Consider the following 15,415-nt stretch of genomic DNA (forward strand, 5'->3'; position numbering starts at 1 on the left):
GCCCTCCGACTAAAAATTTCAAACTACTCGCTACGTTTCACTTCGCTCGCTCGAACAGTGAAATTTTCTTAACGTCTCCGAACTTTTTGCTTACTAACTTATAACTATTTATCTTATTGGCAAACTTTACGACCTTATAACATTTCAACGAGCTGGGGCATAATTGCTAACGTGACAATTGAAGATAAAGTTATAAAGGAATTAAGAATTATTTGTGAAGTTATAACTTTTTAGGACTTCTTAAGAAACTACAACTTAATAATTAGTTATAGGGTGATAAAATTTCATGACTTCTTTACTAAAACTGACTTTAGTTTAAGTAGTGAGCTAATGGGGTTGCATAAAATGAGCAAAAAAATTGGTTATGCGTTAAAAATTTTCAACTGTTTGAATTCGCGAAGCGAATGAGTTTTGAAAATTTAGCATGGCCGATTTTTTTGGACTCAACGTACGTGGGGTGAAGGGGGTGGTTTGGAGGGGCAAGGGGCCTCACGATGCCCCTAAGCCCCTCCAATAAGACATATAAAAGCGTCAGCTTTTAAAAACTTTTTTTAAGATTTTACAATTTTATAAAAATAAAAAAATCTGTAGTTCCCTACAGATTTTTCTCATTTCTTTAATTTTGCGTAAGCTCTCTTATTATATTTTCTACTTTTGATGGCATGGTAAATTCGTGGTCGCCTGGTTGGAAGCTAGATACTCCCAGTCTATTGCATTCTTCCACGAAGGCCTTGTCTGATTCTATGGCTCCAAGGTCTAGGAGCTTTTTGCCTACTTGGGCAGGTCCTTCGCCTTCAGCGATGTTTAGCTTATAAGTTTTGAGTTCAATGCCTGCAATTTCTGCAAGGATTTCTTTTACCTTCATGTCCTTGTCAAATTCATAGGCACCTGGGACAATCTTGTCCCCAATTTGCATATCTTCTGCAAGGTCCTTATAAGTTGCCATGTCTGCGATTAGGCCCTTGGAAATTAAAAGTTCTCCAAGGCTATCTAGGTTTGTTCCTTCAGGAACTGTAAAGGTATTTACATTTTCATCTTCTTCGTCTTTTTTATCTTCATCCAATAGGACAACGGGCTTAACAGCTTTTTCTTCTCTTAGGCCTGTTGCTACAAGGATCTCTCCGTAAGTTTTTTTAACTTCGTCTACAATTCCAATTTTTATATCTTTTGTGGATATTGAATTTAGGTAAAGGGAATCCATCCTCCACTTGATTACAAAAATTAGGAATAAGAAGAAAAGTATTGATAATAAAACTTGGCAGAGTTTAATAAAAAAGAGCTTGCCTTTGTTAAAATTATTCAAAATAAACCTCTTTTCATCATGTTTTGATATAATTATATCAGCAAAGGCTTAAAATGAAAAGTTTGGAGATTTTATGAGAAAAATTATTATTAATAAAAATGACGAGGGAAGAAGGCTAGATAGGTTTTTGAAAATCTACTTTGAAAAAGCCCCTCTTTCCTTTATTTATAAAAATTTAAGAAAGAAGAATATTAAGGTCAATGGGAAGAAGGCCAAGCCCGAGGACATCTTAAGTGATGGGGACGAGATAAAATTATTTTTGGCAGAGGAAACTATTGAGAAGTTTAAAAAGGATATTAGGAAGTCCAAAAATTCTAAGCTGCCAGATATTTTGTATGAAGATGATGACATAATACTTGTGAAGAAGCCCATCAACATGCTCACTCACAATGATTCTAAGGGATACCAAGACAATGCTCTTGATAGGATGGTGGACTATCTAATTGCCAAGGGAGATTATAATCCTAGGCTTGAGAAGTCCTTTAGGCCTGCTTTTGTAAACAGGCTCGACAGGAACACTTCTGGCATTTTAATTGGGGCAAAAAATTTGAAATCCTTGCAGGACTTAAACAAAGCCATAAAAAATAGAGAGATAAAAAAACTCTATGTCACTCTTGTGGCTGGAGAAGTCAAAAAAGATTTTGATGTTGACATCAACCTAAAGAAGACAGGCAATAATGTCATGAAAAAGGCCTCAAGAGACGAAGGAAAGAGGGCTCTTACAAAGTTTAAGGTTCTCGTGTCTCAAAAGGACTACTCACTTCTTTCTGTCAACTTAATTACTGGTAGGACCCACCAAATTAGGGCATCCTTGAAGGAAGAGGGCCTTGCCATTGTTGGGGACAGGAAGTATGGGGACCCTAGGATCAACAAGATCTTTAGGGAGAGGGGACTGGACTCGCAGTTCTTGCACAATTATGCCATAGTTTTTGAGTCAGATGCCTTTAAAAATCTAAGGGGAAAGTCCTTTGTCTACCTACCTGACGGAAAGATGAAGACTATAGCCGAGGATATTTTTAAGATAAATTTAGGTGATTTATTAAATGAAGAAAATAATTTTTAGGTCTCCCAAGGAAGACTTAGGATTTGAAAAATTAAAGGGCGAGAGGACTTTATTTATCTTGCCCTCTCAATCTGCTATAAATTTTTACATAAGGGACATGCTGGGAAGGGGCATGGACATAAATAAGGCTGAGTTCGAGACCTTTGATGGGATTGGAAGGAGAAATAGGGCAAAAAGGCCTGATTCTATTTTAAAATATCTTGTCCTTTCAAAAATTCTCAAGGAAAACTTAAGGGATCTTAAAATTTTTCCTGAGACTGTGGATATAATTTTGGGTTTTTTTGATGACATTGCAGAAAATTATTTGGATTCAAGTGATATTGAGAAGATTCCCGGAGAAATCTTTAAGGACTTGGGGAGAGTCTTTGATATTTATAGGGACTATTTTGCAGCCAGGTCCCTTGACATCTATGGGAGGGTTAAGGAAGACTCCATTAGGGGGACTAGGTTTGACACCATAATTATTTCTGGTTTTTTGGAGTTTGGCAAGGCTGAAGAAGAGATAATAAGAATTTTGTCGGGAATTGAGGGGAAAAATATTTTTATAGACATCCCCTTTAATTTTATGGAGTCAGACCTTCTTGATGGACTTATAAAAAACTTACAAGCCTATGGCTTTGAACTTGAGGAAAGAGAAGGGCTTGATTACAAAAAGGAAATTGATAGAGAAAAGATAAAAATCTTGTCTTCAAAGGATAATTTTTATAACTTATTTTTTTCGAACTTGAAGCTGCTTTTGAAGGAAGAAAAAGTTAGTGACCTGACAATTTTAAGTGGATCTCCTAGTATTTCGGAAAAAGTTCGTCAAAGGGAAGGCTTTGAAGGTCTAGAATTTAACCTTCCAAGTAAGGAGAGATCCCTACTTGAAAGGGAATTTGTCACGCTTTTAGATTATTTTCTCGACAAGTCCAAGGAAAATACCTTGAAAAGGGTCCGTCTATCTTATTTTCCTTTGCCACTTGATGTCATAAATCTTGAAGCAAGTTTAATGGCCTATAATTTTAAAAATATAGGTGACATAGATTTTTCTAGGATCAAGGACCTTAGGCTCAATGAGGGAGAACTGGATGATTTTTTAAGTGGAGTTCAACTTCTTCAGGAAGAAAAAATTTCTTTCAAAGAAGATGTGACTTATTATTTGGAATTTTTCAAAAACTATCTGGAGACTGCCAGAGGAAAAATTGAAAATGACTTAAAGAGAAATCCTGAAAGTCCAAGAAGACGTGATCAGAGATTTTTGGAAGAACTTGATGAGGTCCTTGTAAAGATGGAGGGCTTGGGAGACTTTTATGAGTCCCTAGGCCTCGATGACTTTGTCTTGATATTAAAAAAATATATGGAAAAGATTAGGCTTGATGAGGTCCAAAACCTTGAAGGTCTAGAGATTTCGAGCCAGGCTTCTAACTATTATAGGGACTTTAAAAATTTAATCTTAATAGGCTTTGACCATTCATACCAAGAGGACAAGAAGGCAAACTTCATCTACAAGAAGGAGACCCGAGGGGCCATGGAAAGCCTTGGTCTTGTAAGGGATAATTTTAAGAGAGACTATTTTTATTTGATTTATGATTTACTTGTGGCAGAAAAGGTCTTGATCCTAACTGGCGATAGGGAAAGAGGTTTTTCAAAAGTCTTAAACTCTTTAATTTTTGACCTGGACCTAGAAGTAAAGGAAGTTGAGAAAATTTATGAAACGGGAAGGCTTTACAGGACAAGAGAGGTCAAGGACCACAATTATATAATTGATGACAAAGAGCTTGGGGAGGTTAACAAGAAGATTTCTGAAAGATCCTATTCTGTGACAGACTTTGACATCCTAAAGGACTGCCCGAGACGCTTTCTCTTTGAGAGGGTCTACAGGATAGGCAAGCTGGAAAAAGATTATGAGGACAGGTTTTATCTTGACCTGGGAGAAAAATACCACAGGGTTTTGGAAAAGTATTTCAAAAAAGAAGATGACTTTAATGAAGACAGTTTGTTAAAAATTATTTTGGAAGTTGAAAATCTTGGGGACTTTGATGACCTTTCCTTCTTGGAAAAAGTTTCTGTCCTAAATTCTCAAAGGATACTTGGAGATTATATAAAGAAGGACTTGGAGGGCCAGGCCAAGTATGGTTACAAGCCAGCTTATTTTGAAGAGGGCTTTGAAACTGAAATTGCCGGTCTAAAGATAAGGGGAAGGATTGACAGGATTGATGCCCTTGGTGACAATGAAATCCTCATGGACTACAAGAGGTCCTCTGTAAAAAGGAAAAAGGATATCGAAGAGCTAAAGTCCTTCCAAATGCCTCTTTATGCTATAGGTAGAAAAAAACTGGGTAAGAATATATCGATGGCGGCCTACGGGTCAGTCAAGAGGGGAGAAGTTTCCACTGTGATAAAAAATTCCGACATCCTGCCAAAGGACGATAGGGGACAATATTATTTCACAGAGGAAGACTTAAATGAACTCCTAAATAAATTTGAAGATGAGATAGAGAGTCTGGCTTCTTCTATAAGGTCTGGTGACTATGAGTCTTCAAGTGACTGTAAAAATTGTGATTACCTAGAGATTTGCGAGAACAAGGAGAATTTTAATGGATAAAAAAGAATTGAGAAAAAAATATACAAAAGTAAGAGCAGATGTTGAGGACAAGGAAGACAAGGATAGGCTAATAAGAGAAAACTTGCGACAACTTGATATCTACAAGAAGGCAAAATCTGTTTTTGTTTTTATCTCTTATAAGTCCGAAGTTGATACAAGAGGAATAATTGAAGATATCTTGGCCGATGGAAAGAAACTTTTAGTTCCCCTTGTTAAGGGCAGTGAGATGATTGCCGTTGAAGTCAAGGGGATTGATGACCTTGAGCCAAACAAGATGGGGATTTTGGAACCAAAATCTGGAGATGAAGTGACAGATGTGGACTTAACTATTACACCGGGACTTGCCTTTGACAAAAGAGGCTACAGACTTGGCTACGGTGGAGGCTACTATGACAAGTTCTTTGCCAAGGTGGACACAATAAGGATGGGGATTGGATATTCTGACCAATATGTGGAAAGCCTTGTTCACGAAGGCTATGACAAAGCCTTGGAATATCTCTTGACTGAAGAAGGGCTGATTGAATTTGAATAATTATAAGAGAAGATATCCAAGAATAGAAGCCAAGACTTGGAAGTGGGTCCTGTCCCTCTTCCTTGCCATAGGGTCCTTCTTCTTAGTTAGCTTGGTCTTTGCTCTTTTGGGAATTGAAAATGAAATCCTTATGGCCCTTTTGATAAGTGCCTTGTCCCTAATGTCCCTTTGGGTGGTGGACAGGAGATTTATTTTAAAAATTTTCTTGCCCCTAAAGATGAAAGACCTTTTATATATTTTAATAGGACTTGGTTTTTCCTTTGTGGCAGTAATTTTTGCATCAATTGTAATGGCTCAAATGGGAGTCCAAGGTTCAGCCAATCCAATTTTTGATATTTTGACTGATGAAAATATAAAGAGGTTTATTGTATCCACTATGGTTCAGTTTATTGCCGAGGAAATTATCTTTATCATTCCTTTCTTGTTTGTAATTAATAAGATGAAGACAAAGAATGATAAATTAAAGACCTTTGTGGCAATACTCCTGTCATCAGTGATTTTTGGGGCCATGCACCTTTCAACTTACAACTTTAACATTGTCCAGGCAGTCCTTGTGATTTCCATAATTAGAACTGGACTTTCCATGTCCTATGTCATATCAAAGAACTTGACAGTGACTTACTTAGTCCACATGATTTACGACTGGGTCTTGATTTGGATTTACTTGGCAGCAGGACAAATGGCCTGATTTAATAAATGTTTGTGACTTTATAAATTATTATGAAGTTATGAAAAGTTATGAGTTAGTAAATTATTATGAAGTCGTGAAAAAATGTGACTTTGTAAATCTTAATAAATTTATAGAAAAATGTGACTTTGTAAATCTGAATAAATTTATAAAAAAATATGACTTTGTAGATTATTATGGGGCCATGAAAAACTAGAAAATTAAAAAACTAAATAAGCTTGTAAAAATAACAAAACCACGACTTGATAATCGTGGTTTTCTTTTGCGTAAAATTAAATTGAAATTTCCTTGAAGCCATTGCCAAGGATTTCTGATGTGTCAGAAACTGTGACAAAGGCATCCTTGTCAGTGTGCTTTACTATTTGTCTAAGCTTAACGAGCTGTCTTGAAGAGCAAACAACGTAGAGGATGTAGACGTCCTTCTTCTTGTAGGAAGTCACTCCCTTGATATAAGTTGCTCCCCTGTGAACTTCTGCATAAATTTCTTTGGCAATCTCTTCATTATAATCAGAAATAATTAGGACTTGCTTTTGCTTGCCCACTCCCAGTTGGATCCTATCAATAACAGTGTAGTTAATAAACATTAGGATAAGTGTGAAGAGAACCTTGTCAATGGAATAAAGGTAACCAAGGCAAGAAACTATTATGAGGTTAATGGCCATTAGGACGTTGCCAATAGTTATGTTAAATTTCTTCTTTAATATAGCAGCTATTATGTCCAGGCCACCAGTTGATGTTCCATTCCTAAAGGCAAAGCCTGCGCCAATTCCATTTAAGAGGCCACCAAATATACAGGCAAGGATGGGCTCCTGAGTGAGATAAAATCCTGGGGCAAGTTTTTCGAAAAAGGAAATGAACATAGATAGAAGAAAAATTACAAGGGTTGAAAAAAATGTAAAGTCCTTATCTAAAAATATGAGACTTAAAATTGATGTTGGAAGGTTCAACAAGAAGACTAGTAGGGGAAGGCTAAGGCCTGTGACATTGGAAGTCAAAATTGATAGACCTGTGAGTCCTCCCGATATAAGTAGGTTGGGTTTAATAATATATGTAATTGAAAAGGCAGTTATTATGCTACAAAAGATTACAGAAAGCAATTTCCTGCCAAATGTTTTAGAAAAAATCCAGTCCTTTAGACTAACTTTTTGTAAGTTCACACTATCACCTCAGTTGTTATGATACACTATATTAAAGGAAATTATAAGCTATAAATTTATTAAATAGAAGGATCTTATATGGAGAAAAAATTGGTAAAATGTAATGAGAAAGCTTGGAGCCTTAAGGCTTTAGCAAGTTAGTGAAAATGATTACAGGACTGAAAAAGCTAAGATTTTTCTAGGATAAAGGGAATTTATCTAATAATAAAATATAGATTAAAAATAATAAAAAAAAGGGCCATTGTTTACGAATTGAATTAATAAGGGCAAAAAAAAATAAAATGATTAAACTAAAATTATAATTTCAAACAATTAGTTAAACTTAGTGGCCTTGCTTGAACTTAATATTTCTATTTGCTATAATTAAGACTGTAAGAAATGGTTATCATGATTATACATAAAGGAGAGTGTTAAAAATGACAGATACTTTAAATCCGTTAGTAGCAGCTCAACAAAAAGTTAAGGCTGCATGTGACAAGCTAGGTTGTGACCCAGCTGTTTATGAAATTCTAAAAGAACCTGAAAGAGTAATTGAAATTTCTATTCCAGTAAAGATGGATGATGGTTCAGTTAAAGTTTTCAAAGGTTGGAGATCAGCTCACTCAACAGCAGTTGGTCCTGCTAAAGGTGGATGTAGATTCCATCCAAATGTAAACCTTGACGAAGTTAAGGCTCTTTCACTTTGGATGACTTTCAAAGGTGGCGCACTTGGCCTTCCATACGGTGGAGGAAAAGGTGGAATTTGTGTTGACCCATCAGAACTTTCTGAAAGAGAATTAGAACAACTTGCAAGAGGTTGGGTAAGAGGACTTCACAAATACCTTGGAGAAAGAATTGATATTCCAGCTCCAGACGTTAACACTAACGGACAAATTATGTCTTGGTTCATTGATGAATATATCAAACTAAACGGAGACAGACAAGATATAGGAACTTTCACAGGTAAACCAGTTGGACTTGGTGGATCTGAAGGAAGAAACGAAGCAACAGGATTTGGTGTTGCTGTAGTAACTAGAGAAGCTGCTAAACGTGAAGGAATTGACTTCAAACACGCTAAAATCGCAGTTCAAGGTTTCGGTAACGTTGGATCTTTCACAGTTAAAAACATTGAAAGACAAGGCGGAAAAGTTTACGCTCTAGCTGAATGGGACAAAAAAGAAGGAAACTACGCTCTATACAATGAAAATGGACTAGACTTCAAAAAACTTCTTGAATACAAGAACGAACACCACACACTAATCGGCTACCCAGATGCAAAACAAATCTCAGCTGATGATTTCTGGACAGGCGAATGGGATATCTTAATTCCAGCAGCTCTAGAAAACGTAATTACTGGTGACGTTGCTCAAAAACTTAATGTTAAATTAGTTTGTGAAGCAGCTAATGGTCCTACAACTCCAGAAGGAGACAAGGTTCTTACTGAAAGAGGAATCAAACTTACTCCAGACATCTTAACTAACTCTGGTGGAGTTCTAGTTTCTTACTACGAATGGGTTCAAAACCAATACGGAATGTACTGGACAGAAGCTGAAGTAGAAGAAAAACAAGAAGCTGACATGATGAAAGCTATTGAAGGCGTATTCGGCGTTTGTGACGAATTTGATGTAGTTCCTAGAGAAGGAGTTTACATGTACGCTATCCAATCAATTGACAAAGCTATGAAACTTAGAGGATGGTATTAATCCCTACAGTTAAATAAATGCTAAAAAAACCGCAAGTTATCTTGCGGTTTTTTTTGTGTTTATTTTTATTGGGAAGGGATTTTTTAATTATTAATTATAAGTTATTGTTAATTAAATCTTTGTAACTTTATAAATATTTGTGACTTGGGAATTTTTTATCAAGTCATATTTTTTGTAGGCTTATAAGTAACTATGATTTAGAAAACTCTTATTAGTTAATAAATTTCCATGACTTAATAAATTTTTACTAGTTTATAAAAATTTATGACATAATAATTTTTTGTGATTTAGTAAATTTTTATGGACTAACAATTTTTTGTGACTTCCCAAGTTTCCATCAACTTATATTTTTTTAAATTATAAATTTCCATAAGATATTAATTTTTATGGTAATAATCTCAATAAAACCAGGTCCAATTTTGACTAGGACCTAGCAACTTGTTATCATTAAGGAAGAAGACCTTTAAGGAGGTAATTTAATGATAAAAAATATAGCCCACATTGGACTAACGGTTAGGGACCTTGACAGGTCAATTGAATTTTATAGGGATGTCCTTGGACTTGACTACAAGGGATACATGTATATGGAGGGTGAGTCAACAGACAGGCTCTTCAATGGCAAAGACATAAGGGCCAAGGTTGCCTACCTAAGTCCCATGACGGGAGAAGGCTGTCCTGATGTTGAACTTATTGAGTTTGAAAGAGGAGAAGTTAAAGATGATGAGCCTTCACTTTTTAAGACTTCAATATCAGAACTTTGTTTTGGGGTGGAAGATATAGAAGGATTTTATAAGGACTTACTTGATAAGGGAGTAGGAGTCATGTCTTCGCCACAAGTTTTTGACTCCACAGAATATGGCTTTGGCAAGAGCAAGGCCCTTTACTTTTATGATCCCGATGGGAATATCCTCGAAGCTATTGAGTCTCTTGACTAAAGTTAAATTTATAAGGGAGATTGAGCTAATAAGAAATTATTGGGACTAAAGAATTCATGACTTATAAAAAATAAAAAAATGCAAAAAAAAAATCTACTGAAAAATTCAGTAGACTTTTTATTATGGAGGCGACAACCGGATTTGAACCGGTGATAAGGGTGTTGCAGACCCGTGCCTTACCACTTGGCTATGTCGCCATAACAACATTAGTATAGCAGACAATGAAAAAAATTACAAGTGAAAATTTGATTTAAAATTTAAATAGGAAGAGAAGATAAAAAATCCTAGGCATAGTGAGACTTCTAGGATATTATATTTTTAAGGACAATTAAAGGAGGACGAAATGAAACTACTAATTTTAGTTGATAATAATAATGCCATTGCCAAAGATGGCGAGCAAATTATGTTTGTTGATGATGACCTTGAGATGTTCAAGAACTACACTACAAATAATATTATTGTAATGGGACGTAAGACTTTTGACGATATTGGAAGGCAACTTCCCAATAGGATATCTGTAGTCTTCACTAGGTCAAAAAAAGAAGACAAGGAAGACTTGTTTTATGTGAACTCAGAGGAAAAGCTTGATGAAATTATAAAAAAATATCCAGACAAGGAGGTCTTTGTCATTGGGGGAGCAGAAATTGTCAAACTCCTTTGGGATAGGATTGACGAACTTATTGTGACAAGGGTGGACACAGTGGTGGAAGGCGCCGACACCTTTATACCAGATTTTGACGATTTCAAATTACTTGATAAGACAGAAATAAAGGATCCAAATTACAGGGTCTACCATGAAAAATGGGTTAGGGAAAAATGAAAATTTTAATTGTTGAAGATGAGGAAAAACTTTTAAAGTCAATTAAGGAAGGCCTAGTTCACTCTGGCTATGCAGTTGACACTGCCCTTGACGGAGATGAGGGGTCCTTTATGGCCTTTACAAATTCTTATGACCTTATAATCTTGGATATCAACCTGCCTGGAAAGAATGGTTTTGAAATCTTAGAAGAGATAAGAGGCCATGACAAGGAAGTCAATGTCATAATGCTCACTGCCCTATCAGATGTTGACGACAGGGTTAGAGGACTTGACCTGGGAGCCAACGATTATATCTTAAAACCCTTCCATTTTGAGGAGCTAAAGGCCAGGATTAGGTCTCTTCTTAGGAGAAAAACTTCCATTAGTGACTCCCTTATAAGGGTCCATGGAGTTGAATTTGACACAATAAAGAGGACCTTCACAATAAATAAGGAACCTCTAAAGTTAACTGCCAAGGAAGCTGGGATCTTGGAATATTTATTTTTTAATTTGGGAAGGTATGTAACTGCTGAAGAGTTAATGGACCATGTTTGGAATGATGAGGTGGACCTCTTCTCCAATGTTGTGAGAGTCCACATGTCTGCCCTTAGGAGGAAGTTAAAGGACAGGCTTGGCAAAAATATTATAAGAAATGAAATTGGAAAGGGCTACATTATTGATGAAGAAAATTAAAAATGTGAAGAATACTCTTATCTTCAAACTTATCCTTTCTATTATTTTAATCTTTATTATAATGACGGCGACTTCCAATTATATTATTGGAAGGTATCAGGAAAAGAGAATCCAAGACATAGGGGAAAAACTTATATTGGAAGAGACAAAGAGGGGAAATGAAGATTATTTTATTGTCCTTGAGGATTCAAAGTTAAAGTCCACAAGGGAGATTAAAAACTTTTCCCTAATAGTTATGGGGTCTACCATTGCCCTTGGGTCCCTGGTCTATTATTTTTTAGTTTCCAGAAGTCTTAGGCCCTTAAAGGAATTAAAGGAGAGGGTCCAAGAAATTGACGTTGACAATGTAAGGGATGAAGAAAATATCTACATGCCAGGTCAGTCACAGGAGATTAGTGACTTGTCTCTTGCCTTTCAAAAATCTATGGATAAGATTTATGGGTCCTATGCAAGGGAGAAGGCTCTGTCATCATCCATTGCCCATGAGCTAAACACACCTGTTGCTGTGATGAAGTCTTCTCTTGAGATTTATCTAATGAAAAATAAAATTGAAGACCAAGAATTAAAGGAACTTCTGGAAAATTTTGATGAGAATATTGACAGGATTTCAAAAATTATTGAGTCACTTTTATTTTTAAATCGCAGGGAAAATGCAGTTTTAAGAAATTTTAACATAAGAGACTTGGTGGAAGAGATTGCCTTTGACCTGGAAGAACTAGCTGAAGAAAAAAATATAAAAATAGTTTCTAAAGTGGCGAGTAAAGAAATTTACACTAGCGATATCCTCTTGGAGAGGGTCCTTTACAATCTTGGGAAGAATGCCATTTCCTACAATAGAGATGGAGGAGATGTGGTCTTTGATTTCTCTGAAGATGATGAAAATTATTTTATCTATGTCAAAGACACAGGTCTTGGGATTGATGAAGAAGATAGGGAAAAAGTTTTTGATTTATTTTATAGGCTTGATGAATCGAGGAATAAGAAAACTGGTGGCTATGGAATTGGCCTAAATCTTGTTAAAAATATTGTAGAAAAGTTAGGCGGCAAGGTCCTGATTAGTGACAATTTGAATGAAGATGGAGAAATTATTGGAACAGTATTTAAAGTAATCTTGCCGAAAAAATGACAACATGAGTCATCTATAAATATAAGAAAAACTCTTGCCCGAATATCTCATTACAAAAATTGCTATTTTCTAAATCTCGACCTTCTAAAATCGCAAACTCGCTTTGCTCAAACAGTGCGATTTTGGGCGAAGTCCTTCGATTTGAAAATAAGACAATTTTTTACATAGGATATTCTTAGCAAGAGTTTTTTGTTTTATTCTTAGCCTTAAGAGACCCAGTGAGGTCTCTTTTTTATTATTTATTTATAAATTTTTTTGAATTCAGCGGAAAAATCCTGTAGAAGGGATGGGACCTAAGACTTTTTATCTTAATTGGTCCAAACTCTCTTGAGTCAACAGACCCTCTGGGGCTTCTGTTGTCGCCAAGGACAAAGAGCTCATCTTCTTTTACATCAAAGACCCTTGTGGGAGACAGGGTGTAGGGTTTTTCCTCAAAATATTTTTCTTCTAAAATTTTTCCGTCAATGTAAATTGAGCCGTCGTAGATTTCGACTTTCTCTCCAGGAAGTCCAACAATTCTTTTGATTAACATCTTCTTTTCTGAAGGAGATTTGAAGACAATTATGTCCCCTCTTTTATAATCTTTTTTGAACCTGTAAAGGGAAGAAGATAGAATTATATCATTGGGCTTCACTGTTGGATACATTGATGTTTGCTGGACTCTCACCACATTAAAGAGAAAGCTTCTTACAAAAAGGGCGAGAAGGACAGCAATAATTATAACTTTTATGTATGAATAATCTTTTTGCATATTTACCTCCTCTTTCATTATAGCATTTGTGAGAATTGATAAAAGAGACTTTTTTCGTGTTATAATGTCCTTGGTGAAAAAATGATAATTTTAAGAAATATAAAAATTCCCTATGACAAGGACCAAGGGTTTTTGAGGGAGAAAATAGAAAAAGAAATAAATAAGAAGGATTTTGACTTTAAGATTTACAAAAAATCCCTCGATGCAAGGAAGGGTTTGAATTTTGTCTACCAAGTTGTCATTGACTTAGACCTTGATGAAATAGACAAGAAAGTCCAAAAGAGACTTAAAAATAATCTGGCAGTCTTTAAGGAAGAGAAGCTTCAAGTTGAAAACAAAAATGAAATTAAATCAGCTGTAATTGTTGGAACTGGACCTGCAGGACTTTTTGCAGCCTACCTCCTTGCCAAGAAGGGTGTCAAGGTTACCCTAATTGAGAGGGGTAAGCCAGTAGATGAAAGGGTAAAAGACATTGAAGTCCTTCACAAGAATGGAGTCTTAAATGAGGAGTCCAACGTCCAGTTTGGAGAAGGTGGAGCAGGAACTTTTTCTGACGGAAAGCTAACTTCTCGTTCTAAGGACAAGAGGATGGGTCAGATTTTTGACATCTTTGTGGACCATGGTGCTCCAGAAGAAATTCTCTACGAACAAAAGCCCCACATTGGGACAGATATCTTGCGTGACGTCATAAAAAACATGAGGGAAGAAATTGAAGGCTTAGGTGGGACCTACCACTTTAGTGAAAAGTTTTTGGACTTTGAACTTGAAGAAGGAAAGGTTAGTAAAATTATAACCGACAAGGGTGACTATCAAGCTGATGCCTACATCTTGGCCCTTGGCAATTCTGCCCGTGACACTTTTAGGACTCTAGATGACCATGGACTTCTTGAGTCAAAGCCCTTTGCAGTGGGCTTTAGGATTGAACACCTGAGAAAGGACATCGAGCTTGCCCAATTTGGGATGAATTCAGAGAAATTGCCAGGAGCAACTTATCAACTAAATGTAACTGACAAGGACTTTGATCATTCGGTTTATACTTTTTGCATGTGCCCAGGTGGCTATGTTGTCAACTCCTCTTCCATTGAGGGACAAGTTTGCGTAAATGGAATGTCCTTCCACGACAGGGATGGGGATAATTCTAACTCGGCTGTAGTTGCAACTATTGACGAAAAAATTTATGGTCAGGGAAATCTTGCCGGCATGGACTTTCAAAATGAGATTGAAAAAAAGGCCTATGAAATGGGAGGAGGAAAAGCCCCAGTCCAAAGGCTAGGTGACTTTATGGAAGGAAGAATTACAGAAGAGCTTGGCAAGGTCAAGCCGACTTTTATACCAGGCTATGTCTTTGCCGACTTAAATGAAATTTATCCTAAGTCCATCAATGAAGCAATTAAAAATGCCCTAAAAGTAATGGACAAGAGGGTAAAGGGCTTTGCAAGTGACGATGCAATCTTAACTGGTGTTGAAACTAGGACTTCTTCTCCAGTGCGAATTGTGAGAGAAAATTACAGGACAGAAAAATATAAAAACCTCTATCCCATTGGGGAGGGAGCAGGTTATTCTGGTGGAATAATTTCTTCTGCCCTTGACGGGATAAAGTGTGCCATAGAAATTTTAGAAGGAGACAAATCATGTTAAATATAGTATTTTACGAACCAGAAATTCCCTTTAACACAGGTGCCATAGCCAGGACTTGTGGACTTACACAGTCGAGGCTCCACCTCATAAGACCCTTGGGTTTTTCTGTTGATGACTCACATTTAAAGAGGGCAGGCCTTGACTACTGGCATCTTGTGGATATTTCTTATTACGATTCCTATGATGAACTTGTGGAAAAGTATCCTGATAACAACTTCTACCTTGCTTCGACAAAGGCAAAGAAAAAGTACACAGATGTTGAGTATAAGGACGGAGACTTTATCGTTTTCGGTCCAGAAACTCGTGGTCTGCCAGAAGATTTAATTTTTGCAAATTATGAAAATGCCATAAGAATTCCCATGTTAAAGGATTTTGGCAGGAGCCTAAACTTGTCAAACTCTGCAAATATAATTTTGTTTGAAGCCCTAAGGCAACTTGATTTTTTAGATTTGGAATAAGCTTGTA

General features: G+C 36.3%; 15 protein-coding genes and 1 tRNA gene. 12 read left to right on the plus strand and 4 right to left on the minus strand.

Annotated elements, in window-relative coordinates:
• Window positions 1-616: 616 nt before the first annotated feature.
• Window positions 617-1,303 carry an endolytic transglycosylase MltG gene (locus tag HMPREF3023_RS07980; RefSeq protein ID WP_070702382.1) on the minus strand — a complete coding sequence of 229 codons (687 nt, stop codon included), beginning with the start codon at window positions 1,301-1,303 and terminating at the stop codon, window positions 617-619.
• Between the two features lie 73 nt (window positions 1,304-1,376).
• On the opposite strand from HMPREF3023_RS07980, the gene HMPREF3023_RS07985 reads away from it, so the two are divergent.
• From HMPREF3023_RS07985 to HMPREF3023_RS09490, 5 genes are read left to right on the plus strand one after another with little or no spacing between them, the layout of a single operon-like run.
• Entirely contained in the window at window positions 1,377-2,366 is a 990-nt protein-coding gene (locus HMPREF3023_RS07985; RefSeq protein ID WP_070702384.1) for an RluA family pseudouridine synthase, read from the plus strand.
• Window positions 2,347-4,950, plus strand: coding sequence for a PD-(D/E)XK nuclease family protein (locus HMPREF3023_RS07990; RefSeq protein ID WP_070702387.1), 2,604 nt, complete (start codon window positions 2,347-2,349; stop codon window positions 4,948-4,950). Before HMPREF3023_RS07985 ends, HMPREF3023_RS07990 begins: the two co-directional genes overlap by 20 nt.
• Window positions 4,943-5,482: a 5-formyltetrahydrofolate cyclo-ligase gene (locus HMPREF3023_RS07995; protein WP_070702389.1), complete on the plus strand. Its 540-nt coding sequence runs from the start codon at window positions 4,943-4,945 to the stop codon at window positions 5,480-5,482. Before HMPREF3023_RS07990 ends, HMPREF3023_RS07995 begins: the two co-directional genes overlap by 8 nt.
• Complete coding sequence (locus HMPREF3023_RS08000) at window positions 5,469-6,170, plus strand: CPBP family intramembrane glutamic endopeptidase (protein WP_246829203.1); 702 nt, start codon at window positions 5,469-5,471, stop codon at window positions 6,168-6,170. Before HMPREF3023_RS07995 ends, HMPREF3023_RS08000 begins: the two co-directional genes overlap by 14 nt.
• 40 nt (window positions 6,171-6,210) lie before the next feature.
• Window positions 6,211-6,366 carry a hypothetical protein gene (locus HMPREF3023_RS09490; RefSeq protein WP_168165807.1) on the plus strand — a complete coding sequence of 52 codons (156 nt, stop codon included), beginning with the start codon at window positions 6,211-6,213 and terminating at the stop codon, window positions 6,364-6,366.
• 76 nt (window positions 6,367-6,442) lie between these two features.
• Here the strand turns inward: HMPREF3023_RS09490 and HMPREF3023_RS08005 are convergent, their stop codons facing one another.
• The gene (locus HMPREF3023_RS08005) at window positions 6,443-7,327 is read right to left on the minus strand and encodes a YitT family protein (RefSeq protein ID WP_070702390.1); all 885 of its coding nucleotides are present in this window, start codon (window positions 7,325-7,327) and stop codon (window positions 6,443-6,445) included.
• Between the two features lie 416 nt (window positions 7,328-7,743).
• Here HMPREF3023_RS08005 and HMPREF3023_RS08010 point away from each other — a divergent pair, with 416 nt between their 5' ends.
• On the plus strand, window positions 7,744-9,009 hold the full coding sequence (locus HMPREF3023_RS08010) for a Glu/Leu/Phe/Val family dehydrogenase (protein WP_070702392.1): 1,266 nt from the start codon (window positions 7,744-7,746) through the stop codon (window positions 9,007-9,009).
• A 479-nt stretch (window positions 9,010-9,488) separates the two neighbouring features.
• Window positions 9,489-9,944: a VOC family protein gene (locus tag HMPREF3023_RS08015; RefSeq protein WP_070702394.1), complete on the plus strand. Its 456-nt coding sequence runs from the start codon at window positions 9,489-9,491 to the stop codon at window positions 9,942-9,944.
• Between the two features lie 123 nt (window positions 9,945-10,067).
• On the opposite strand, the gene HMPREF3023_RS08020 is transcribed toward HMPREF3023_RS08015, so the two are convergent.
• Window positions 10,068-10,141, minus strand: a tRNA-Cys gene (locus HMPREF3023_RS08020).
• 146 nt (window positions 10,142-10,287) lie between these two features.
• Here HMPREF3023_RS08020 and HMPREF3023_RS08025 point away from each other — a divergent pair.
• Genes HMPREF3023_RS08025 through HMPREF3023_RS08035 form a run of 3 tightly spaced genes read left to right on the plus strand, consistent with a single transcriptional unit; the run spans window position 10,288 to window position 12,561 of the window.
• On the plus strand, window positions 10,288-10,764 hold the full coding sequence (locus HMPREF3023_RS08025; protein ID WP_070702396.1) for a dihydrofolate reductase: 477 nt from the start codon (window positions 10,288-10,290) through the stop codon (window positions 10,762-10,764).
• The gene (locus tag HMPREF3023_RS08030) at window positions 10,761-11,435 is read left to right on the plus strand and encodes a response regulator transcription factor (protein ID WP_070702398.1); all 675 of its coding nucleotides are present in this window, start codon (window positions 10,761-10,763) and stop codon (window positions 11,433-11,435) included. The genes HMPREF3023_RS08025 and HMPREF3023_RS08030 overlap by 4 nt, the downstream gene beginning before the upstream one ends.
• Complete coding sequence (locus HMPREF3023_RS08035; RefSeq protein WP_070702619.1) at window positions 11,422-12,561, plus strand: sensor histidine kinase; 1,140 nt, start codon at window positions 11,422-11,424, stop codon at window positions 12,559-12,561. Before HMPREF3023_RS08030 ends, HMPREF3023_RS08035 begins: the two co-directional genes overlap by 14 nt.
• A gap of 235 nt (window positions 12,562-12,796) precedes the next feature.
• On the opposite strand, the gene lepB is transcribed toward HMPREF3023_RS08035, so the two are convergent.
• Window positions 12,797-13,312, minus strand: a complete 516-nt coding sequence (gene lepB / locus HMPREF3023_RS08040; RefSeq protein WP_070702400.1) for a signal peptidase I — start codon at window positions 13,310-13,312, stop codon at window positions 12,797-12,799.
• Between the two features lie 81 nt (window positions 13,313-13,393).
• Here lepB and HMPREF3023_RS08045 point away from each other — a divergent pair, with 81 nt between their 5' ends.
• Window positions 13,394-14,950, plus strand: a complete 1,557-nt coding sequence (locus HMPREF3023_RS08045) for an NAD(P)/FAD-dependent oxidoreductase (protein ID WP_070702402.1) — start codon at window positions 13,394-13,396, stop codon at window positions 14,948-14,950.
• The gene (locus tag HMPREF3023_RS08050; protein WP_070702405.1) at window positions 14,944-15,408 is read left to right on the plus strand and encodes a tRNA (cytidine(34)-2'-O)-methyltransferase; all 465 of its coding nucleotides are present in this window, start codon (window positions 14,944-14,946) and stop codon (window positions 15,406-15,408) included. The genes HMPREF3023_RS08045 and HMPREF3023_RS08050 overlap by 7 nt, the downstream gene beginning before the upstream one ends.
• Window positions 15,409-15,415 lie beyond the last annotated feature (7 nt).

Source organism: Peptoniphilus sp. HMSC075B08, assembly GCF_001815405.1.
In the GTDB taxonomy this organism is placed as follows: Bacteria; Bacillota; Clostridia; order Tissierellales; family Peptoniphilaceae; genus Peptoniphilus_A; species Peptoniphilus_A harei.